At 35.4% G+C, this 22,808-nt stretch carries 20 protein-coding genes; 12 read left to right on the top strand and 8 right to left on the bottom strand.

Features of this window, described 5'->3' with window-relative positions; all coding sequences use genetic code 11:
- Window positions 1–2: 2 nt before the first annotated feature.
- From GX311_05550 to GX311_05520, 7 genes are all read right to left on the bottom strand, one after another.
- Window positions 3–623 (bottom strand): ATP-binding cassette domain-containing protein, encoded by a 621-nt coding sequence (locus GX311_05550; GenBank protein NLK15845.1) that lies wholly within the window; start codon window positions 621–623, stop codon window positions 3–5.
- 5 nt (window positions 624–628) lie between these two features.
- Window positions 629–2,365, bottom strand: coding sequence for a dipeptidase (locus tag GX311_05545; GenBank protein ID NLK15844.1), 1,737 nt, complete (start codon window positions 2,363–2,365; stop codon window positions 629–631).
- 123 nt (window positions 2,366–2,488) lie between these two features.
- Entirely contained in the window at window positions 2,489–3,400 is a 912-nt protein-coding gene (locus tag GX311_05540) for a hypothetical protein (GenBank protein ID NLK15843.1), read from the bottom strand.
- A 259-nt stretch (window positions 3,401–3,659) separates the two neighbouring features.
- On the bottom strand, window positions 3,660–4,637 hold the full coding sequence (locus GX311_05535) for a dihydroorotate dehydrogenase-like protein (GenBank protein ID NLK15842.1): 978 nt from the start codon (window positions 4,635–4,637) through the stop codon (window positions 3,660–3,662).
- A gap of 37 nt (window positions 4,638–4,674) precedes the next feature.
- Window positions 4,675–5,343: a YggS family pyridoxal phosphate-dependent enzyme gene (locus GX311_05530; GenBank protein ID NLK15841.1), complete on the bottom strand. Its 669-nt coding sequence runs from the start codon at window positions 5,341–5,343 to the stop codon at window positions 4,675–4,677.
- 8 nt (window positions 5,344–5,351) lie between these two features.
- Window positions 5,352–6,047 carry a response regulator transcription factor gene (locus tag GX311_05525; protein ID NLK15840.1) on the bottom strand — a complete coding sequence of 232 codons (696 nt, stop codon included), beginning with the start codon at window positions 6,045–6,047 and terminating at the stop codon, window positions 5,352–5,354.
- Between the two features lie 110 nt (window positions 6,048–6,157).
- On the bottom strand, window positions 6,158–6,379 hold the full coding sequence (locus tag GX311_05520) for a hypothetical protein (GenBank protein ID NLK15839.1): 222 nt from the start codon (window positions 6,377–6,379) through the stop codon (window positions 6,158–6,160).
- Window positions 6,380–6,767: 388 nt separating this feature from the next.
- Between GX311_05520 and GX311_05515 the strand changes: the two genes are divergently transcribed.
- The 8 genes from GX311_05515 (at window position 6,768) to GX311_05480 (ending at window position 17,205) form a co-directional block, all read left to right on the top strand.
- Window positions 6,768–7,241, top strand: a complete 474-nt coding sequence (locus GX311_05515) for a hypothetical protein (GenBank protein NLK15838.1) — start codon at window positions 6,768–6,770, stop codon at window positions 7,239–7,241.
- A gap of 86 nt (window positions 7,242–7,327) precedes the next feature.
- On the top strand, window positions 7,328–8,812 hold the full coding sequence (locus GX311_05510) for a tetratricopeptide repeat protein (protein NLK15837.1): 1,485 nt from the start codon (window positions 7,328–7,330) through the stop codon (window positions 8,810–8,812).
- Between the two features lie 603 nt (window positions 8,813–9,415).
- On the top strand, window positions 9,416–12,409 hold the full coding sequence (locus GX311_05505) for a T9SS type A sorting domain-containing protein (GenBank protein ID NLK15836.1): 2,994 nt from the start codon (window positions 9,416–9,418) through the stop codon (window positions 12,407–12,409).
- A 171-nt stretch (window positions 12,410–12,580) separates the two neighbouring features.
- A complete protein-coding gene (gap, locus tag GX311_05500; GenBank protein NLK15835.1) occupies window positions 12,581–13,588 on the top strand; it encodes a type I glyceraldehyde-3-phosphate dehydrogenase in 1,008 nt (335 codons plus the stop codon).
- Window positions 13,589–13,765: 177 nt separating this feature from the next.
- A complete protein-coding gene (locus GX311_05495; protein ID NLK15834.1) occupies window positions 13,766–14,905 on the top strand; it encodes a glycosyltransferase in 1,140 nt (379 codons plus the stop codon).
- Window positions 14,902–15,927 (top strand): dehydrogenase, encoded by a 1,026-nt coding sequence (locus GX311_05490; GenBank protein NLK15833.1) that lies wholly within the window; start codon window positions 14,902–14,904, stop codon window positions 15,925–15,927. Before GX311_05495 ends, GX311_05490 begins: the two co-directional genes overlap by 4 nt.
- Window position 15,928: 1 nt before the next feature.
- Window positions 15,929–16,507: a D-sedoheptulose 7-phosphate isomerase gene (gene gmhA, locus GX311_05485; GenBank protein NLK15832.1), complete on the top strand. Its 579-nt coding sequence runs from the start codon at window positions 15,929–15,931 to the stop codon at window positions 16,505–16,507.
- Complete coding sequence (locus GX311_05480) at window positions 16,504–17,205, top strand: NTP transferase domain-containing protein (GenBank protein NLK15831.1); 702 nt, start codon at window positions 16,504–16,506, stop codon at window positions 17,203–17,205. The genes gmhA and GX311_05480 overlap by 4 nt, the downstream gene beginning before the upstream one ends.
- Here the strand turns inward: GX311_05480 and cdd are convergent.
- Window positions 17,197–17,679, bottom strand: coding sequence for a cytidine deaminase (cdd, locus tag GX311_05475; protein ID NLK15830.1), 483 nt, complete (start codon window positions 17,677–17,679; stop codon window positions 17,197–17,199). The two genes, GX311_05480 and cdd, sit on opposite strands and share 9 nt — an antisense overlap.
- A 138-nt stretch (window positions 17,680–17,817) precedes the next feature.
- Here cdd and GX311_05470 point away from each other — a divergent pair, with 138 nt between their 5' ends.
- From GX311_05470 to GX311_05455, 4 genes are read left to right on the top strand one after another with little or no spacing between them, the layout of a single operon-like run.
- Complete coding sequence (locus GX311_05470; GenBank protein ID NLK15829.1) at window positions 17,818–18,798, top strand: LysM peptidoglycan-binding domain-containing protein; 981 nt, start codon at window positions 17,818–17,820, stop codon at window positions 18,796–18,798.
- 18 nt (window positions 18,799–18,816) lie between these two features.
- Window positions 18,817–19,284, top strand: a complete 468-nt coding sequence (locus GX311_05465) for a pyridoxamine 5'-phosphate oxidase family protein (protein ID NLK15828.1) — start codon at window positions 18,817–18,819, stop codon at window positions 19,282–19,284.
- A gap of 30 nt (window positions 19,285–19,314) precedes the next feature.
- Window positions 19,315–20,787, top strand: coding sequence for an alkaline phosphatase (locus tag GX311_05460; GenBank protein NLK15827.1), 1,473 nt, complete (start codon window positions 19,315–19,317; stop codon window positions 20,785–20,787).
- An 11-nt stretch (window positions 20,788–20,798) separates the two neighbouring features.
- The gene (locus GX311_05455) at window positions 20,799–22,703 is read left to right on the top strand and encodes a sulfatase-like hydrolase/transferase (protein ID NLK15826.1); all 1,905 of its coding nucleotides are present in this window, start codon (window positions 20,799–20,801) and stop codon (window positions 22,701–22,703) included.
- Window positions 22,704–22,808: the final 105 nt, after the last annotated feature.

The following is a 22,808-nucleotide window of genomic DNA, read 5'->3' as shown; positions in this document are numbered from 1 at the left end:
TTTTATTTGAGTTTAATTGAGATAAAGTTAGGATTCTCGCGCCAAACAGTATCGTGCGAGCTTATTATTGCTGTCTGTTTCGATTTTGCAACCATTTCAACTACCGTTCGTTTGTTATCTATGTCGAGACCTGATGTAATTTCGTCGAATAACCACAACGGCTTGTCTAACACCTTACAAATCAGGAACAACAATCTTTGGCGTTCGCCACCAGAGAGGTCTGCACTCTGTTTTGTAAATATTTCGGGTTGTAAATTCAGTTGTGGCAACAGTTCTGTTAATTTCTGCACAGGATTTTCTATCGTAGCATTGGCAGGATACGAAAAAATCTCATCTAAAGCCTCTTTCACAACTCCCGAATGTAAATCGGCATGCTGATTTATATAACTTATTGATTTTCTGATATTTCTGAAATCATTTCTTTGAGCAATCTTTCCATCGAAAAAAATCTCTCCAGATGTTGGCACAGCAAACCCAAATAAAATCCGCAATAGCGATGTTTTTCCTGTGCCCGAGGGCCAGTCTAACAGATATTTACACCCCTCGGAAATATCAACAGACAGATTATTAATTATAACCTGTCCATTGACCTCATAACGTAAATCTTTGATTTTTACGTACATCGTAGCTACTCAGATTTTTCTTTTGGAACTAAAAACTTATCGCCTGTTTGGTCGATAATTGTTTTTTTCCACTCATCGGGGTAATCAAATTGCTTTAATCCTTTTGGAAATCCGTAAGGCGTGCGTATAAACTCGCCATCTATTTCCTGTTTTATATTTCCGTCTAAGTATTTGACCAACAAAAAGTTACTGAAGTTTTTCCAATCGTTAACCAATGCATTTGCCATGTTGTGCGAAAAATCGGTAATAAACTCAACCGCCCTTTCGGGATTCTCTTTATGTAGGCTCACTGCTCCAGCATCTATTACCGGAATGTACGCTTTATACTTTTCGGCATACTCGTTTTGTTTCTTACGAATATCGACAATTACCCTATCGTAAAACAGATACGAAAAGTGTGAAACTCGGTTAAACACCCAAAATGCTGCATTATCGGAGTATGTCAGAATATCGCCGTTCCCTTCAGCGTAAGAGTGTGGCACACTTGACATTCCACAATAGAAAGGTGTGTGAACAGTGTGATTTGCATCATCTAAACCGTACCAAAACAGACCTCCGATATGATTTGGCAACCAGTTTCGCATCTGGGCAACCCACGAAAAAGCAGTTTGTTGAGTTGCTGTAACACGTTCGTGAAAATACTCCTTGTCGTTATATTTCCAGGTCATTGGTCTCCAACGATATGGAAGTCCGTGTGGACCCGCTCCGACATCTTTTGACATATCCAACTCGGTGCCTTGTAGGTAATCGCCCATTGCTGCCGTTAAATCCTGATAGCTCAATTTGCGATTTGGTTTTACAAATAGTGGCATGGCGCCTGATTTTGTTTTGCCTGTGGCGTAATCCCAATATTGTTGCATATCGCCACAAACACGATTGTAAAACGCCCAAACACGCAGTTCGCAAAAACGTGCAGCACCAAAATCCAATGGAGCATAAGCTTCGCAAAAACTGAAATCGGCATCGTTACCGGAAAAGTATCCCTTACTGCGGGCAAAATCTATAACATCGTACGCATAAACTACCTCAATCGAAGGATTATTAATTTTATCTAAACTTTTGGAACTGATTGACTTAACTCCATCCTCAAGAGGAAAAGTAGTTATTCGCGCCTGATTGGCATGTGCGCACACATAACCGTCCGGAACTCGCATTGCAACCCACACAGTTCCTCTGTTAGCATTATATTTTGCTTTTGTCTTTTTATCGGTTTTTAAATCTGTGCCTTTGCCAACAATCTCCATTATCCAAACTTCATTTGGGTCAGCAATTGAGTAGGACTCTCCGCTACTGTGATATCCATATTCAGCTGTTAATTCGGCAATTACCTTAATAGCTTCGCGTGCTGTTTTGGAACGTTGCAAAGCAAGAAACATAATGCTACCCCAGTCAATAATTCCAGTTGAGTCTTTCAACTCTGAACGTCCGCCAAACGTAGTCTCGCCGATTGACACTTGATACTCGTTCATAAAGCCAATAACCTGATAAGTCTCTTTTGCTTGCGCTATCTGACCTAAAGGTTTGTTTGAACTGCGGTCGTATATGGTTATCATTGTTCCATCGGACCACACACCGCGCGGTTTGAAATATAAATTACCATATCTTATATGCGAATCGCCAATATAGGTAATCATTGTCGAGCCATCAACTGAAGCTCCCTTTGAAACCAAATAACTCGTACAAGGGGTAGAACTAAATGTTAAACAAAATAGAGAAATGAAAATTAATAGGGTTCGTTTCATATGACCTTAAATTGTAAAATATTATAAAAATATGATATCCAGACTACTACGAACACATATCAGTATGCCGTATTAATCTGCCATGTTAACTTCTAACAAGTTACGCTACTTATTGAGTGAATCTTACATCCCTTTAACGTACTGTGTACGCAAGCTATCTACAACGTAACCCAACGACTTTAATGCATTAGCTGATTTAAAAACATCGGTACGAGCTTTTAAAACTGTTGTACGATCATCAGGATCAGTAAGTGTTTCAATGTGAGAATATACAACATCGAAATTTTCGTAAACATTCGAAACCTTACGAATATCTATCAACAACCTGTTTACCATTTCAATATTATGATAACTTTCGAGAAGTTGAATTAGTGAGCTTAGACTTATTTTTTGATCAATAATTCTATCAACTAAATCATCGTTACCGCTTCGTTTGCTATCAACTGATTTTACAGCCAAGTAAAGCCCTTCAATCCAACCACCTGCAAGAATAATAGCGGCTGTTTCAGGTCGTCCGTTCTCTTTTAAATAAATATCACTGTTCATAAACGACTCTGTGATAATTTCCATAATCGAATCACGACTGTTAATATTTGTTTCAAGCCTGTGTATAATTTCTTCGTCAATTGCATTTAGTACTCCCAGATCTTGAGCCATAATCTTCGATATACCCATATACTGAATTGCAATTTGAGTTTGGTCGAACATACTGGCATAACTCAAATCGGCACTGTATATACCTAGGTTTAAGGCTTTTTGTAATGTTGTAGTGTATTTTGAATAATTGTCGGTTCTGTTCAACAAACTTTCGTTAAATTGAACTCCCGAACGCTTTATAAGCATTGCCGTTTCAATTGGTGATGGCAGCGAATAAAAAATTTGCTTTGCTTTATTAAAGTCTTGACTCATCTTATCAAGCTCATCTGCTTCCTGCTCAGTTAACGATTTTTCAACCTTTTTTGATTGGTCTGCACCACAAGAAATCCATAACATTGAAGCTAATAATATTATGAATATATTACACAGTAATCTCATGTTTAGGTGTTATTTAAGTGATAAATTTAACTCTCAAAGATACAAAATATTTATATAAATGTTATTATGTATCAGGCGTAAAAGTAAGTATTAAAAAGCAAAATTCAAATACTTTACTAACTATTTGACACACAAAAACATGATTATGAAATATCTGTTTTCCATATAAACTCAATTCAATGTCTTATAATTATATGAAACACAGACCTTAGCAAAAATAATCACACTATTTTAAAAATATTAAAATAAAAGTTAACGATTATTCAAAATTAGAGAAATGCTTGATAAACTGTGCACGTTCGTAAATCGTAGGATCTGAAATTTGTTTATAACTCATCATTCCTCTGAAATCTGAAATTTTCTCAAACTTTTTAGATTCCATCCATTTGCTAATACCATCAATTATTTCGGAAATAGTAGAAACACTATTTTTATAAATTACGGAACACAGCTGAACAGTTGTTGCTCCTGCCAATAAATATTTTATTGCAGTCTCTTTACTGTGAACTCCAGTGCTTGCCGATATTTCTAACCCTTTTACTTTATCGGTCAAAAGAGCCAACCAACGAATAACTTTTCTTGACTCAGATGGATGACTAAATATTTCTGCTGCTGTAAGTTTAAGATTATCTACGTCAATATCAGGCTCGTAAAACCTGTTAAAAAGAGTTATGGCCGATATTCCATTTGCATTTAATCGGTTAGTCAAATAGGTGAGATTTGTAAAGTTGTTTCCGAGCTTAAATATCAGAGGGATTTTTGTGTTTTCTTTGAGTGACTTTAACAAATCAAAATAGGTCTGCTCATATTCAGACGAAGGTTTGTTTTTATCAATAGGCAAGAAATAAACGTTAACCTCTAATGCATCCGCACCGGCACTTTCAATATCTTTTGCAAAAGTTATCCATTTTGTGCTGTTTTGGCAATTAATGCTTGCTATAACAGGTATATCAGTTTTTGCCTTAGCCTCTTTAATCAAATTTAGATATGTGTTGACATTATTGCTTTTGATGTATTCTGCAATATAGTCATCAGCTCCCGGATAAGTACCATGTTTTATGGTGCTATTTACATCGTGAATTATCTGCTCTTCAAACAAACTTTTAAGAACAACGGCACCGGCCCCTTTTTGAGATATCTCTTTGATTTTATCAACACTATTTGTCAATCCGCTTGAGCCCACAATAATAGGATTTTTCAGTTTTAATCCTGCAAATGTTGTTTCTAAATTAGGCATATCGTAGTTAGTTTTAATTGTTTAAAATTTAATTTTTTTAACTATAATCTCTTTCTCCGAATATTGAGCTACCAACCCTTACCATTGTACTACCGCGTTTTACTGCTAATAAAAAATCGGACGACATTCCCATGCTTAACTCTTTAAAATCTGGTAGTTGGTCTCCATGATTAAGTTTTATCAAATCGAATAGATCCTTTAAAGTATCAAACTCTTTTTTTACTATTGATTCGTCATCGGTAAAAGTTGACATACCCATAAGTCCCTTAATAGAGACGTTTGGATAGTTTTTATTCTTCAATTGTTCAAAAAACTCTTTGATCTCTTCTGAGTTAAATCCAAATTTATGATCTTCTTGAGCTATATGTACTTGCAAAAGTACCGATATTGTTTTATTTGCTTTTGTGGCTTCATTTTGAATTTGATTCAGAAGTCGCTCACTATCAACCGAATGTATTAAATGTACAAAGGGTATTAAATATTTGACTTTATTTCGTTGCAAATGCCCAATCATATGCCATCTAATATCGGCTGGCAATAGCGGTTGCTTTGCGGTAAGTTCTTGTACTTTATTTTCGGCAAAATCTCTTAATCCAGCATTATACGCTTCTAAAATGGTGTCTGTAGAATGTGTTTTTGAGACTGCTATTAATGTAACATGCTCCGGTAATTGTGAGAGAATGGTTTGAATATTTTGTTTAATCATTTTAAGACCTATTTTGGATACTTTAACTCATATCCAACCCCATGAATATTTTCAAGAATAACCTTTGGATCATCTTTCAGATACTTACGTAATTTGGTAATAAAAACGTCAAGACTACGACCATTGAAATAATCATTTGAGCCCCATATGGAAATTAATATATCATCTCGTTTAACAAGTTGACCCTCATTTATACAAAGCATTTGCAGTATATCAGCTTCACGCCTTGTCATTCTGCGGACATTAGAACCTCGCGTAAGAGTAAGGTTTTTATAATCAAATAGATATTTCCCGATTTGAAAAATATCCGGAATACTGGATTCTGCAGATATGTGTCGTTTTAACACTGCTTTAATGCGCCATATAAGCAATTCTCTGTCGTATGGTTTAGTAAGATAATCGTCTGCTCCGATTGTAAACCCCTGTATCTCATCCGATTTTAATGTCCGTGCTGTTAGGAATATTATTGGAACATCTTCATTTATGGCTTTGATTTGTTTTGCAAGATGGAAACCATCTTTCCCAGGGAGCATTATATCGAGTAAAAGCAAATCATAGCCTCCTTCGCGATATGCTCGTATTCCTTGTTCTGCATCAATAACATGATTAGCTTCAAAACCTTCATCTTCTAAAATATCAACCAGCATGGCTCCTTCTGGAAGACTATCTTCAACTATCAATATCTTTGTTTTTTGTGTCATAATAAATGGCTTTAATTATACCGTATCTCTTTTAAAACCGGCTAGTACATATTTTTCGAAACAAATATATTTAAAAATTATTTTTCACATACTGTTTTCAGCTAACAAGTAAATCATTTTGATGATATTAATTCATTTGCTCTTTCTATTTGATTGGGATATAAATCAATTGGCACTTTGTCTTTCCCTATGGCGTTCCTAACAATATATCTAGCACAACTGTATTTATCGCCGCCTAAACAATACTTCTTTTTATAAATTTGAGCAATTGCAGGCACATCTTTTAACTTATCATTGAAAAATGGGCATCCTGGTAAACATTCACATTCTGACATATTTCCTCTTTATATTATAATATTTGTATACAATTTTCCATATTAATATAATCTCCTTTGCACTATGCGAAAAGCTACAATGAATTAACTTCAGCTCAACCACATTTCTAAAGGAATATCGTGTTTCAAATATAATATTATTTACTTACAAACTCTCAATGTTTTTCATTTATTTTTCTATATACCTTTGAACCAATCAACTGTGAGACTGGTCTCTTTATCTAAATTATAACATTTATACAACTATGTTCTAATGAAATAATAAAACAGACTGCCTAATATACGGAAACGGGAATTAATCCGACAGATAAAAAGTTTCATTAAATAACAGAATGAAAGAGAATTATCACTATTTTTGCAAAAAAGGAAACGAAGAGGGTTAATAAAAATGATTGTAGAAAACACCAAAGAAGCACAAAGAGTAAAAACTATATTTTTAATTATTCCTGTTGTGTTTGCATTAATAGCTATAATAGCATTGTTTCTTGAATTAAAGAATGGATACTGGATAATTGGAATATCGGCAGCAGTTATGGCTGTAGCTTTTGCCGCTTTAAGCATAATGCAGTACCGCTATTTTTATTGCGAAATTTCTCAAAAATCACTTCTATTTAGATTTCATGGTGTAGGACCATTGAACAAAGAGTTTAAAGCTTACCAAATAAAACCCGAACTGTTTAGAGGGTATAAAATAAAAAAAACGATGTTTGGATTAGTTCCCAAAATCACAATTTATGTATCAATGCGCGGAGAAATCGCAAAATATCCTGAAGTTAGCATTTCTGCCCTTACCAAGGCTCAGCGCGAGGCATTAGAACAAGCGCTAACCCATCTCGCAAATATCAACAAAGCAAATAGTTAAACCACTTTTGAGTCCCTACGCAAAACTCTCACTTATATAAAAACAACCACTTTCATATGTTTATAATTTTTTAAGTATAAGGTCGTATGGAACTCACATGCATTATAATCATTTTCTTGTGTTCCAAGTTAGGTTGGTATGTTCGTTTCATTAGGCAAAAGATAAAATTGTCAAGTGTAAGCGTAGCGTTTTTTTTCCTTTTCTGCATACCTGCAATTGCAATACCCCAATCCTATAAATATCCAAAAGAACTTGATCTTAGATTAGAGAAAGTACTGAATTTTGATTTTTCAAAAACAAATTACGAGCTGTCTGCTAAAGTAAAAAACACAACTTCTCCATTAGATATATTGCCAACATGCAATCAGGTTCTTCTAAAGACTCTCTTTTACACGACGGATTCCGAAAGATTACACAAAGAGTACGAGATCAATACTAATCTGCTAGACAAAATTGAAAAACTTGAAAAAAACTCAGCCGAATGGGGCTATGTTAAAACCCGCTTATTGATAAACAAAACTTTAATACACTTTTTTCGCGAAGAATATTTTTCTGCTTTATGGTCAGCATATCGAGCCAATAGTCTGTTTTCTGAAACTTACTATAAGTATCCGGATTATCCTCCTCTACACGCTTTAGCCTCTGTTTACAATTTAGGTGTTAAGATAGTTATTGAAAAAAACTCATTTATCGAGTATTTTATATCAAAACCATTTAAAGTAGATAGCAACCTAATAAAAATCAATTGGTCAGAATCAGAAAAGCCCATTTTTGATGCCATTGTAAATAATCTTTTAAACGAGAATAGTGAAAATAAAACAGAGGTCAAAGTTAAGACTGAAACTGAAAAGTTAATATATGCATTCTATTACCTTAATTCGGGACTTTCTCAAAATGCAATAGATATCTCAAATAATAATTCGTTAATTAACAACCCTTTGGACAATTACATTAAGGGTTGGGCAAATTTAACACTAGGCAATTATCGACTTGCAGAAAAACAATTTAATAAACACATTGAAAGTCCCGAAAACGTTGTATTTAAGCGAGCATCACTTTTGGGATTATATTACATTGAAATAATTAACGGTTCAAAATCATCACGAACTCTGTATCTGAACAGATTGTCACTAATGCCAAAGAGCAATTTTTTTCGGGATAAAATGGCAGAAAGAGAAATAAAAACAGAACATCATCCAAAACTATTGAAAGCCAGACTATTATTTGATGCTAAGCTATATAGTAAAGCTAAAAACGAACTAAACTCAGTAAACGTCAAAAAGTTATCTCCAGAATTCAAACTCGAATATTACTACAGATATGGGAGAATTTTATTCCAATTACAAGACTATGACTATTCTTTAGAAAAATTTCAAAAAGCTTTAGATCCTGACATGCCCGAAAAAAGTTATTACAAAGCTCAGTCCGCATACGATTGTGGTAAAATTTATGTAATTAAAAACAATATTGAAAAAGCGCGTAACTATTTCAATCAGAGTATTCAATATGCTAAAAAAGCTAACAGAAAAGATATTGAGGATAAAGCAAAATCAGAATTAAATAAATTATAAATAAGGAAATTTTTGAAATACTTATTTGTTCATTTAGATTTATGCAATATATTTGTACACCGAAAGAGTTTATAACACATCAGTAGTTGTATTAAACCATACATGCATTACCGGTCGTTACTGCTATTTAATATATTTCTTGATTTAATCACACTACTCAATGATACAAAAAATTAATAACTATAAAAATATAAAACCGTGAAGTTTATGAAAAAAAAGTTTATTGTGGCAATATCAATACTTTTATTTGCATTGATATTTATTTCTTGCCAGTCGTCGTCAAAATGTTCTGCCTATTCACAAAATGAAATTAAGGTAGTCCAAGAGCAATAACAAACATAGGCAATAGTTGGGCGACATAGTATTTTAAAATAGTTATATTTACTACGTATCTTCCCAACCATCAGCTAAATAATATATTATTGTTCTTCTTTGTTATTAGAACTATAAATAAAAATTACATTTATTTATTAACTTGACGTTGTAGATATAAGTTAACATTTTATTAAGAAAATTAAATTTTTGTATTCATTATTCGTTAAATTATTTCTATCTTGTCGCACAATTTAAGAAAATATTTACAAGACAATAAATCAAATGTTTATGAGAACTAAACACTTACTAATGTTATTTGCGGCTGCAATAGCCGGGGGAATTACCCTAAACTATACAAATACAGCGACATACGAGAGAACTTACGTACCTCAAAATGCTGTAAAAGAGATGTACTCAGCCGATCAGTTTCAGGAATGGTTGTTTCAAATGAAAGCAAATCAAAACACACGCAACATAAGCCCTGAAATGATTGCTAAGGCCAATGAAGAGATGAAACAATTCATGACCAAATCTAGGATTCACCAAGGATTTAATTGGATTGAAGAGGGTCCAAATAATGTCGGTGGACGTACACGATCTGTTTTGATTGATAAAGACAACCCAAATGTTATGTGGGCAGGATCTGTATCAGGTGGAATATGGAAGTCAACAACCGGTGGTCAGTACTGGTACAAGGTTGATTATTCAGTTGCAGAAGGGTACACCCCAACATCTGTATCATCAATTGCACAAACAGCCGACGGAACAATATATTTTGGGACAGGCGAGCCATTTGACAAACATTTTATTGCCTCAGGTACAGATAATGATTTTTTCACAGGATCAGTTCAGGATGTACCTCTAATAAAAGGCGGTGGAATATTTAAACAACAAGGTGACACCTTTGTTAGATTAGAATCAACCTCTCCAAGTAATTCAGCTAACTTTTATGGCACTAGAAGACTTGTAGCACACCCACAAAACCCAAATATATTACTAGCTGCAACAACAACTGGCTTATGGGAAACTACAAATGGTGGAGAAACTTGGGCAAAAGCAATTGATGTTGAAGGTCAATCTTGGGATGTTGCAATGGGTTCCGATGGTACGGTCATAGCGAACATATACAATGAAACTTATATTCGTATACCTAATTCTAGCACTTTTGAGTCTGTTTCTGGTACTGAAGAAGGTAAACTTCCTCAAATAGTCGGAAGATATGTGTACCAAATATTAAAAAGTGACCCCTCATGTATTTTTGCTTCAATCTCCGATTCTGTAGGTGATTTAGAAGGTGTATTCAGAACTCTTAACAAGGGACAAACATGGGAAAAAATTGGTTTTGGACACAGTAGCCAGTTTATTCCTTTTGGATGGTCTGCAAAAACAGGAATTTTCGCACACTCATTACTAGCATTATCTAAAAATCTAGTTCTTATTGCTGGAGTTGATGTCTGGCGAGGTAGTGGTGTTGAAGGTTCTCATGCATTCGAGTGGAACAAAATATACTACTCTGTGGGAGAAGGACAACATACAGCATATATTCACTCAGGCATCCATGATTTTGCACCACATCCATCTGGGACAAGCATATTTGCTGCAACTGATGGTGGAATTTATAGAATAGGCAGCAACGGTATCCAACCTATGAATACTTATTATCGCACAACCTTGTGTTATAGTGCTGATATCAATAGCAAAGGGGAAATTATTGTTGGAACTCAAGATAACGGCACTTACATTCTTAAACATGATTTACCAGGCTCACAGTATCAATATGGAAGAAAAATCCAAGGGGGCAACGGTACAGAGTGCTTATTCTCTAGCCTAAGCGACAATGTTATAATTTCTTCGTATGAGAGAGGAAATATGCAGCGTTCTAACACTGGTGGTGATGACTTTTTCTATTTCTGGTCTTCAAAAATGGCCTCTGATAATGGCTGGAGTTCAGACAATTTAATTTGGCAGGGTAGAAATGCCTCATGGAAAACTCCAGTAGCATTATGGGAGTGTGATGACTTTTCACATATAAGGGTTGACACATCAAGAGTTATGGCTATAGTACCTTACGTATGTGGCGTACCATACCTAATTCAATCTGCCAATGTTGGCGGTCAAATGATATGGTGGACACCCGATCGAGACTATGAAGTTGGTGACACAATATCATTTCCAGACCCTTATCAAGCTGTATTTCTATTTGGCATGGGTAACAGAATATGGTACACCAAAAAGGCTTTAAACTTTAATCCTATAGAACGTTTTGACTGGTGGGATATTCACAATAGAACATTATTTGACAGTGTCGGTACTTCAGAACCTGCAACTCGCTTTGTGGCAGTTGCTTTCTCTCCAGACGGTGACATTGCTTACGGAGCTACTGAGCCAAATCATCAAGATTCGGCAATTATTTATAGAATTTCGAACTTGCACGCTTGTACAAGACCTAGACATGCAGCATTTTCTGCTTACCACGCGGTTCTAGACTCAGCTATCTCAAGAATAACCCATGTTCAAAAAATTGGTGCAGTTAAAGGACGATATATTTCAAGCTTAGAGACTGACCCAAAAAATCCCGAAGTTCTAATTGTTACTATGGGACAATATGGTAACGAGGAGCACATATATGTTGCAGAGCATGCAGCAAGCACTAGCAGTACAATATGGAATGACAATTTCGCTTCAATTCAAGGAAACCTTCCTAAAATGCCTGTTTATTCAGCATGTGTAAACAAAAACCCATATTCAGTTGCTGACGGCCAGCTACTTGTTGGAACAGAACATGGCGTATTCATTACAGACAACTATTTAAGTTCAAACGTAATATGGCAAGAGGGTAACAATGGATTGGGACACTATCCTGTACTTAGTATCAAACAAAGATATAATGAAAGAAAGCAACCAGGAATATATACTTATGGAGAATTTATTATTGCAACATACGGACGTGGAGTATTTACAGACACATCATCAATATTTGTAGGTATTGAAGACCCAATAATTGGTGATCATAACAGTGCGGATAATTCTCTAAATATTAAAGTGTTTCCAAATCCTGCTTCTGACATTGCAAATATTAGTATTTCTGTTGATAACAGATCGGTTATTGAGATTGTTGTTTACGATTTAACAGGCAAATTAGTTTATAGCCACAAAACATCAAAACTTGAGGCTGGCACACATAATTTGACCATACCTGTTTCTGAATTTACACAAGGAACATATTTAGTTCAATGCATTTCTGGCAACGCAAGAAAAACAGAAAAGTTGTTAGTAAAATAATGTTTTTCACTAAATAAATTTAAGGGCACCCTAAAAGTGCCCTTTTTTATGTTGATATGTCGACACATATATAATATACATCCCCAAAAATACCTTTAAGCTCTTTACATTTTGATAATTCAAAAATAATTCGTTAATTTTGTTTATTAATTAACATAAATAACAACACATATGGCAACAATAAAAGTAGGAATTAATGGATTTGGCCGAATTGGACGTAATGTGTTCAAAATCATGGTCGAACAAAAAGGATTTGAAATTGTAGGTATTAATGACCTTACAAGCACTAAAATTTTAGCGCACTTGCTTAAATACGACTCTACTCAAGGTAAATTTAACGGTACGGTAGATTTCGACGAAAGCAATATAATTGTAAATGGAGCAAAAATTCCCGTGTCGGCAGAAAGATCTCCTGCACAAATTAAATGGGCTAAAACTCCTGATATTGTGATTGAAGCAACAGGTGTTTTCCGCTCAAAAGAGAGTCCAAAAGGTGGTTACGGCGACCATATTAAAGCAGGTGCAAAAAAAGTAATATTAACAGTACCCGCTGCTGACACCATTGACAGAATGATTGTTCTAGGCGTAAACGACTCTGATCTAAAACCAACAGATCAATGTATCTCAAATGCGTCATGTACAACCAACTGTCTGGCTCCGATTGTGAAAATATTACATGAAAACTTCGGCGTTGAGTTGGGATATATGAATACTATTCACGCATACACCAACGATCAAATGATATTAGATGCTCCGCACTCTGATTTAAGAAGAGCACGTTCGGCAGCTGTTTCTCAAATACCAACCACAACAGGTGCAGCCAAAGCAGTAGGAAAAATTATCCCTGAACTAAACGGTAAAATTGACGGTCTTTCAATTCGCGTTCCAACCCCAACTGGCTCACTATGTGATTTCACAGCTACTTTGAAAAAAGAGGTTACAAAAGAAGAGATTAATGCAGCTGTTAAAAAAGCCGCTGAAGGTAAGATGAAGGGCATTGTTGAATATACTGAAGATGAGATTGTTTCTTGCGATATTATTCACAATCCACACAGCTCAATATTCGATTCTAAATTAACCATGGTTAACGGCAAAATGATTAAAGTTGTAGCATGGTATGATAACGAATGGGGATATTCGAACAGAGTTGTAGATTTAGCAAGATTAGCTTTTAAATAGAAAGTAAAAATCTATATAACAGAAGCCCGGCACCCAGTGTCGGGCTTATTTTTGTAAGTCAAAACCTCATTGATAATGCTAAAATACGAGCATTATCACAAAAAATTCTCTCATTTTCATAATTTATACGAAATCCACAAGTAAAAAAGGTATTTTTGTAACTGAAACAATATCTTTATGGCAAAAGTATTAATTATAGGTACTGCATATCCCTATCGTGGAGGCTTGGCTGTTTATAACGAGCGACTTGCCAAAGCATTTGCCGACAATGGCGACGAAGTAAAAATTGAAACTTTCAAACTACAATACCCCGGATTTCTATTTCCGGGAAAAACTCAATATGCCGAATGGGAATATGAAGGAAATATTAGTATTAAACGTACTATAAGCTCAATCAATCCACTAAATTGGATTAATGTAGGCAGACGATTGCGAAAAGAAAAATACGATATAGTTATTATTAAATACTGGTTGCCATTTATGGGTCCGTGCTTTGGAACCATAGCAAGGCAAATTAGAAAAAACGGTCACACAAAAGTCATATCAATTTTAGACAATGTGGTTCCTCATGAAAAACGATTTGGCGACAAAATATTTACCCGTTGGTTTATTAAACATATAGACGGATTTGTTTCAATGTCGGAAAGCGTTCAATCAGATTTGGAAATCTTCAACAAAGAAAAACCAAGAGGACTATGCCCTCACCCACTTTATGATAATTTTGGCAAATCTTTAACAACAGAAGAGTCATTCAAGCAATTGAAACTTGATGACAACTACAAATATATTCTATTCTTTGGACTAATACGCGATTACAAAGGTTTAGATTTACTTTTGGAAGCCTTTGCAAATGAGATTCTTAAAACACTTCCTGTAAAATTAATTATTGCCGGTGAGTTTTATTCTGATAGTGAAAAATACTATCAAATGATTGAAAAACTTGATTTAACCAATAGAGTTATTGTTTATCCGAAATTTATACCCGATAATGAAGTAAACTTATACTTTGGTGCAGCCTCTTTAGTTGTTCAACCGTACAAAAGTGCTACTCAAAGTGGGGTTACGCAGATAGCATACCATTTTGAAAAACCTATGGTTGTTACGAATGTTGGAGGATTAAGCGAGATTGTTCCAAATGGTAAGGTTGGCTACGTTGTAGATATTGATACTACAGAAATCGCTAATGCCATAGCTGACTTCTTCACCAACAATAGAACTGAACAATTCGTTCAAGGGATAAAAGAGGAGAAACAAAAGTATTCTTGGGAAAGAATGATTAACACTATACAAACTGTTTACAAACAGATAACATTATGATTATTAGAAGTAAAGCACCCTTAAGAATTGGTTTAGCAGGCGGAGGTAGTGACGTATCGCCATATAGCGACCTTTACGGAGGTGCGATTTTGAATGGAACTATTAGCATGTACGCTTATGCCACAATTATACCACGTTTCGATGGCAAAATAATTATACATGCCTACGACAAGAACGATAAAATTGAATACGATGCGCAAATGTCACTGCCAATTGACGGAAAGCTAGATTTGGCAAAAGGCGTATATAACCGCATTGTTAAAGACTACATAAAAAAGCCTATGAGTTTTGAACTAACTACGTGGGTTGACGCTCCCGCCGGTAGTGGATTAGGCACATCCTCAACTTTGGTAACGGCAATTCTTGGAGCCTTTGCCGAATGGAAACTTTTACCATTAGGACACTACGATTTGGCTCATCTTGCCTATGAAATCGAAAGGATAGACTTAGGAATGGCTGGCGGAAAACAGGACCAATATGCTGCAACCTTTGGGGGAATCAACTTTATGGAGTTTTACAATGATAACAAAGTGATTATAAACCCGTTGAGAATTAAAACAAAAATACTAAACGAGCTCGCGCATAATATGTTACTGTTCTATACTGACACAAGCCGTGAATCTGCCAAAATAATTGAACGACAACAAAACAACGTAAGGCAAAATAACCAGGAGTCTGTTAATGCGATGCATGAGATTAAAAATCAGGCTATTATAATGAAAGAAGCTATTTTAAAAGAGGAGTTAGATAAAATAGGAGAAATATTAGATTACGGACATCAGCAAAAACAAAAAATGGCGCAAGGAATTACAACCCCGCTGATTGAAGATATATACAAAGCTGCTATTAAGGCGGGTTCTACTGGAGGGAAAATAAGCGGTGCAGGTGGCGGAGGATTTATGGTATTTTATTGCCCTGAAAACGTGAGATTTAACGTGATTAACACTCTGAAACAGTTTGGAGGATCTTTACATAGATACGAATTTGTAAAATATGGTTTAACTACTTGGACAATAAAATAGTATGGGAAGAATATCAAATATAATAAACAATTCGATTGAGGTAAAAAAAGAGATTTTAAACTCTGAGAAATTACTGAAATCGATTGAAAATGCGGCAGAAACAATAATTGATGCCTATAAAAACAATAAAAAGGTTCTGTTTTGCGGTAACGGAGGTTCAGCAGCTGATGCGCAACACCTTGCTGCAGAGCTTAGTGGGCGATTTTATTACGACCGTCCTCCTCTTGCAGCTGAAGCACTTCACGTAAACACTTCATATATGACTGCCGTCGCCAACGACTACTCTTACGACGAAGTTTATGCAAGATACATTGCGGGAGTCGGGAACAGTGGAGATATTCTTATTGGGCTAAGTACATCTGGAAATTCCAAAAATGTTATAAAAGCAATGGAGCAAGCTAAGAAGCTAGGAATGAAAACTATATCGTTAACTGGCTCAACTGGCGGAAAAATGAAAGAAGTCTCTGATATTCTGATAAATGTGCCATCGAACGATACTCCACGCATACAGGAATCTCATATTATGATTGGTCACATTATTTGCGAAATTGTTGAATCAACACTATTTCCTAAGCCATGATTTGCAAAGAGGCTATAATTCTCGCCGGTGGCTTCGGAACACGCTTACAATCAGTTGTTTCTGATGTGCCTAAACCAATGGCTCCAGTTGGCAACAAGCCATTTATTTACTATATTTTGAAGTACATCAACTCGTTTGGATTAAATAGAGTTGTGCTTAGTGTAGGGTACCGTCACGAGACAATTATTGAGTACTTTGGCGAAAAGTTTGAAAATTTAGAGTTGGTCTATGCAATTGAAAACCAGCCTTTAGGAACTGGCGGGGCAGTAAAGTTCTCATCAAACAGCATTAAATCTGACTGCTTCTTTTTGCTGAATGGCGACAGTTTTTTCAAATCGGATTTAAGAGAGTTAGCAAATTTTCATAAACAAAATGGTGCCAAAATAACTTTGTCGCTTAAAGAGCTTAAAAACTTTGACCGCTACGGCTCGGTTAAAACAGATAAATCGGGATTGGTAACTCAGTTTCAGGAGAAGCAGTTTTGCAAATTTGGACTTATCAATACAGGCGTATATGTTGTTGATAAAGACATTGTTAACTCCGTAAGTGCAGAAAAATTCTCGTTTGAGAAAGATGTTTTAGAAAAAGAGGTCAAGAATAAAACTGTTTACGGAACTGTCTCCGATGGATATTTTATTGATATTGGTATTCCTGAAGATTACGAAAAGGCGCAAAGCGATATTAATCAACTACTCTGAATCATCCATTACAAAAGAAAGAGGAAGCAGTGTATCAGAATCACTTATTTCCAAAATTTTGCTAGAAGAGTATAAAAGTATCTTTATTTTTTTGTTAAATCTTTGTTTCGTTTCTGCAATAACCTGCCTGCAACTACCACACGGAGAAATTGGATTTTCAACTTGACTTCCATTATGAATTGCTGTAATAGCAATAGCTTCAACTGCTTGATCGGGATAAGTTGAGTTAGCATAAAACAGAGCAACACGCTCTGCGCACAATCCACTTGGATAAGCCGCATTCTCCTGATTACTACCCTTTACCACCACCCCATTTTCCAACATTATTGCAGCCCCTACCTGAAATTTACTATAGGGAGCGTAAGCAGTTTTTGCCGCTTCTAAAGCCGAATTACACAAGTTTTTCGATACCTCACTAAGCTCTTCTAATGAGCTATATTCATTTATTATTGATTTAATCTCTATTGTCTTCATAGTCTTGTTTTGCTAAATTATCACAAATATCGTTTTTTCAATATCTACAAATAGGTATATTTGCAATTGAGATCAATTTATTTCTACAAAAATAACACAATTAGCAAGATAAAGTGTTTTACGTAAAACTACCAACAAATGTCAAAAGTAAATTTTAGTCTTATTTTAATTTTTCTGGGACAGCTACTTTTCTCCCAGAAGATACTTCGCGAAGAATATATTTTATTATATAAAGATATCGCTATTGAAGAGATGCAAAGGACAGGTGTTCCTGCATCTATTACACTGTCACAGGGGATTTTAGAGTCGGGTTCGGGTAACAGCAGGTTGGCAAAAGAGGCAAACAACCACTTTGGAATTAAGTGCCACAAGAACTGGACAGGAAGAAAGATAACTCACGACGACGACCACAAAGGCGAATGTTTCAGAGCTTACGATAACGCCGAAGAGTCATTTCGAGATCATAGTGACTTTTTATCACAAGGTAGCAGATACGCATTTTTATTCGAATTGTCGCCATCCGACTACAAAGGTTGGTGTAGAGGCTTAAAGGCTGCTGGTTACGCTACAGAAAAAAATTACGACAACATGTTAATAAGAATTATCGAGGAGAATCAACTCTATCTGTTCGACCAAGATGTTAAGGTTCAGCCCAGAATAGCCCAACAAACCACTACCACACAAATAATAAAAGATGTTAAACCCACAAAACCAATTGTCAAAACACCTGAGTCAACTGAAATAGACCTATACGGCGTAAAAGGCGGACAAATCAATCGCATAGATTATGTGATTGCACAAAAAAATGACACCTGGCGAAGTTTAACAAAAAAACATAACAAAATGCCTTGGGAGCTGTACAAGTACAACGATATTTCACGCGAAATGTCAGCCGAAATAAAGCAAGGACAGGTAATATTTTTACAACCAAAAAGAAGGAAAGCAGATCGCGATTTTCGTTATCACACAGTCACAGAAGGAGAGACAATGTGGTCAATATCACAGAAATACGGTATTAGATTGAACCGATTGTATAAGCTCAACAGAATGGAAGCAGACGAAGAGCCCGAAGTTGGACAAAAAATGTATTTACGCAAACGGAAACCTGAAAATAGTTGAAAATAAACAGTTTACATTATGAGAAGAACTATATGGATAACAGAAGATGAGCAGATTAATGAGGTAATAAAAAGTGCCGATACGTGTAGCCTTGCTATGGTTGACGAAAACGGAAAACCTTACGTTATACTGATGAATTTCGGATACAAAGACGGTGTTTTCTATTTTCACAGCGACCCAAAAGGTAAAAAAATAGATTGTTTGAAAAGAAACCCTAGTGTGTCAATTGCACTTAGCACAAATCATCGGTATTTTCATCAAAACGAAAACGTAGCTTGCTCCTACGGATTGAGTTACAGAAGTTTATATGCACAAGGAGAAATTAAATTCATTGAAGATAAGGAACAGAAAATTGAGGCTTTGAAAATTTTTATGAAACAGTACTCAGATAAAGATTTCACATTCAGCGACCCGGCAGTTAACAACGTTATTGTATTTATATTAAAGCCTAAAGAATTAAAATGTAAACAGTACGGTAAACTATAACAGATTTATAAATTTCTAATTTAAAACCTTATGAAACCATTTAAAACCCTAAATCAAATTAAAAAAATCTCGTTTGTCTTATTTACAATTACCATTGTATCAGCATTACTTTGGAGTAGTTGCGACAGTAATAATAAAGCACAAAAACAAAACAGAGCAAAATATGTGTTCTATTTTATTGGCGATGGAATGGGACTTTCGCATATAATCCTAACAGAAAGCTATTTAGCAGCAATATCAGACAACAACCATAGCACGCCACGTTTAAATATGACCCAGATGGAGCATGTCGGATTAGCCCGAACGCACGCAAAAAACAGACTTATAACAGGTAGCGCGGCAGCGGGTACTGCGTTGGCAACTGGCTCTAAAACAACGATTAACACCATTGGAATGACGGCAGACAAAAAAGAGCCGTTATATTCAATCGCCCACTCTGCAAGGAAAGCAAACTATAAAGTTGGAATGATATCGTCAGTAACAATCAACCACGCTACGCCGGCAGCTTTTTATGCTCACGTTCCCGAAAGAAGCCAATATTATGATATAGGATTACAAATAGGTGAATCAAATTTTGACCTTTTTGGCGGAGGTGGTTTTGATCAAATAACTGGCAAGGATAAAGACAAACAATCACTGATTGAAATACTGTCAAACAAAGGATTTAACGTACTAAGCAGTAACAACGAGTTTTTGAGCTTACAGAAATTAGATAAAAGTCTTATTTTCATTAATCAGAACCTCGATACTGAAAACGCTATGCAGTACGCCATAGATTTTAACGAAACGGATTTAACTCTGGCACAAACAGTTGCAAAAGCTACAGAACTTCTCTACAATTCCGATGGTTTTTTCTTAATGGTTGAGGGCGGAAAAATCGACTGGGCAAATCACTCAAATGATGCTGCTACGAGTATTCGCGATATTATAGATTTTGACAACTCAATAGCTATTGCGTTAGAGTTTTACAAAAGACATCCCGAAAATACGTTAATTGTAGTCTGCTCTGACCACGAGACAGGCGGGCTAAGCCTCGGCAATCGTGAAGGTAAATATGAAAGCAATCCCGCATTGTTAAAATATCAACAAGTATCAGTAGACTCATTATCGAGGATTTTAAAAAACTACAGAGAGGTAAAAAAACAGAATGTCAACTTTGCCGAAATTGCCGACACATTGAAAAAATATGTTGGAATTGGGAATTCTGAAATGGAATTAACTAAAGAAGAGTTAACCGATTTGGAGAACTGCTTTAACAACGCCGTGAAACGCAATTCCGACAAAACTGACTCTGAAATGTTTAAACTCGCGTCAAAAGCAATTAATATTTTAGCTTCGAAAGCTGGAATTGCTTGGGCAACAGGTGCACACACATGGCAACCAACTATGGTGTTTGCAAGCGGAACTGGTTCTGAACTTTTTGCAGGATTCCATGATAATACCGACTTGGCTTGGAAACTAGCCGAACTTATGCAAATTGAACATATAAACGATAAAAAATAGTATTAAACGTCGTGAAAAATTATATACAAACTCAAAAGTTACTTTTATACAGGCTACTGCTGATTATAGCGGCATACTCTGTTTGTAGATTTTTGTTCTATATTTTTAACACCAACTATTTTCGTGTTGATGCTATCGAACTTTTGATAGCGTTTGTTGCCGGGTTGCGGTTTGACATATCAGCAATATTATATACAAACTTTATTTTCATACTGTTACATCTTATTCCAGGTGAGTGGAAATATCGTAAACAGGTTCAAAAGATCACATTTTGGATATTTATTATTGTTAACTCTACCTTTTTACTACTCAACTTTATTGATATTGAATACTATTCTTTCGTTAACAAACGCTCAACATGGGACTTGTTCTATTTTGTACAAACAAGCGGTGATATATGGAACTTGATACCTGTTTTTATTATCGATTACTGGCACATAATATTGCTTTGGGGATTAACTGTTTTTGGATTATTTAAACTATACCCCGGGAAAAAACATGAGTATAGAAAAACAAAGCTTACCTTAAAAACAGCTACATATCAAACAGCTATATCTGTTGCAATTTTTGGCTTAATGATAATAGGTGCTCGAGGAGGCTTGCAATTAAGGCCCATAAATACACTTACGGCAGTAAAATATTTAAAACCCAACAAAGTTGCATTGGTAACTAACTCAACATTCACACTAATAAACTCATACTCGCCTGACAGAATTGAAGAAGTAAACTATTTTCCGCAAAAACAGTTGTCAGATATTTTCACACCTAAACAAATATATCATCAGACAAAATTGCCTACGAAAAAAAATGTAATAATACTTATTTTAGAGAGTTTCAGTGCAGAATACAGCCTTCTTTTGTCGGGAAATGATTTTGGATATACACCGTTTTTAGATAGTCTAATGCTGAAGTCGTGTTATTTTACACGTGCATACTCAAATTGCAAGAAGTCAATGGAAGCGTTGCCCGCAATAATAAGTGGAATACCAGCACTTTTAGAAAATCCTTATATTACAAGCCAGTACAATTCTAACATGATTAATTCATTGCCAATTGTTTTAGAAAAATACAACTACGAAACATTTTTTTTCCATGGCGGAATAAACGGAACAATGGGTTTCGACAATTTTTCAAAGGCTGCCGGTATTGACAACTATATTGGGCAGAACGAATATGTTGGCAATAAAGCAGATTTTGATGGTAGCTGGGGTATTTACGATGAGCCTTATCTTCAATATATTGCCAACTATCTTGATACTGTAAAATCTCCGTTTTTTGCCGGTATTTTTACGTTGTCGTCACATCATCCGTACAAAATACCGAACGAATATTCAGGAAAATTTCCAAAAGGGAATATCCCAATATTGGAATCAATTGGCTACGCCGATTATGCATTGCAACAATTTTTCGACAGGATTTCCAAATCAGATTGGTACAAAAACACACTTTTTGTTTTAACCGCCGACCATACAGCACAAAGCTACACTCCCGAATTTGCCAATATGCACGGAAACTACAGAATACCGTTGGTGTTTTTTGACCCCTCCAACGAGGATATGATAGGTGCTAAAAACCATGTAGTGCAACAGACCGATATTTTCCCTTCGGTGATTAATTATCTTAACCTAAAAGATACAATTTTATGTTATGGTACTTCGGTATTTAATCGTGATTCTGGTTGGGCTATAAATTATCTCAATAATGTTTACCAATTAATTGCCGATTCACTGCTAATTCAATTTGATGGCGAAAAGCTGATCGGTGTGTATGACCCATTGAACGATAAGCTTTTGAATAAAAATTTAGTTAAACAACACAACTATCGAGAACTTACAGAATTACAGTTACTGAAAGCCATTATTCAAGACTATCGCTACAGATTAATAAACAACAAGTTAGCGGTAATGCCAAGGTAGTGCAGTTTGAGCCGACAGAAATAAGTAGATAATATGGAAAATTTAGAAAGTATCTCGAAAAGAAATATAGAAAAGGCATTTGAAATTATTGCCGAGTTGGAAATT

Source organism: Bacteroidales bacterium, assembly GCA_012519055.1.
Classification (GTDB): domain Bacteria; phylum Bacteroidota; class Bacteroidia; order Bacteroidales; family Salinivirgaceae; genus JAAYQU01.
This window is presented reverse-complemented; position numbering and strand designations above follow the sequence as displayed.

Excerpts from the sequence above, each read along its gene's own strand:
- GX311_05510 (NLK15837.1), top strand. The coding sequence starts at position 7,328 with ATGGAACTCACATGCATTATAATCATTTTCTTGTGTTCCAAGTTAGGT.
- GX311_05515 (NLK15838.1), top strand. The coding sequence starts at position 6,768 with ATGATTGTAGAAAACACCAAAGAAGCACAAAGAGTAAAAACTATATTT.
- GX311_05505 (NLK15836.1), top strand. The coding sequence starts at position 9,416 with ATGAGAACTAAACACTTACTAATGTTATTTGCGGCTGCAATAGCCGGG.
- GX311_05465 (NLK15828.1), top strand. The coding sequence starts at position 18,817 with ATGAGAAGAACTATATGGATAACAGAAGATGAGCAGATTAATGAGGTA.
- GX311_05530 (NLK15841.1), bottom strand. The coding sequence starts at position 5,343 with ATGATTAAACAAAATATTCAAACCATTCTCTCACAATTACCGGAGCAT.
- GX311_05490 (NLK15833.1), top strand. The coding sequence starts at position 14,902 with ATGATTATTAGAAGTAAAGCACCCTTAAGAATTGGTTTAGCAGGCGGA.
- gap (NLK15835.1), top strand. The coding sequence starts at position 12,581 with ATGGCAACAATAAAAGTAGGAATTAATGGATTTGGCCGAATTGGACGT.
- cdd (NLK15830.1), bottom strand. The coding sequence starts at position 17,679 with ATGAAGACAATAGAGATTAAATCAATAATAAATGAATATAGCTCATTA.
- GX311_05480 (NLK15831.1), top strand. The coding sequence starts at position 16,504 with ATGATTTGCAAAGAGGCTATAATTCTCGCCGGTGGCTTCGGAACACGC.
- GX311_05545 (NLK15844.1), bottom strand. The coding sequence starts at position 2,365 with ATGAAACGAACCCTATTAATTTTCATTTCTCTATTTTGTTTAACATTT.
- GX311_05540 (NLK15843.1), bottom strand. The coding sequence starts at position 3,400 with ATGAGATTACTGTGTAATATATTCATAATATTATTAGCTTCAATGTTA.
- GX311_05470 (NLK15829.1), top strand. The coding sequence starts at position 17,818 with ATGTCAAAAGTAAATTTTAGTCTTATTTTAATTTTTCTGGGACAGCTA.
- GX311_05550 (NLK15845.1), bottom strand. The coding sequence starts at position 623 with ATGTACGTAAAAATCAAAGATTTACGTTATGAGGTCAATGGACAGGTT.
- GX311_05535 (NLK15842.1), bottom strand. The coding sequence starts at position 4,637 with ATGCCTAATTTAGAAACAACATTTGCAGGATTAAAACTGAAAAATCCT.
- GX311_05520 (NLK15839.1), bottom strand. The coding sequence starts at position 6,379 with ATGTCAGAATGTGAATGTTTACCAGGATGCCCATTTTTCAATGATAAG.
- GX311_05460 (NLK15827.1), top strand. The coding sequence starts at position 19,315 with ATGAAACCATTTAAAACCCTAAATCAAATTAAAAAAATCTCGTTTGTC.
- GX311_05495 (NLK15834.1), top strand. The coding sequence starts at position 13,766 with ATGGCAAAAGTATTAATTATAGGTACTGCATATCCCTATCGTGGAGGC.
- gmhA (NLK15832.1), top strand. The coding sequence starts at position 15,929 with ATGGGAAGAATATCAAATATAATAAACAATTCGATTGAGGTAAAAAAA.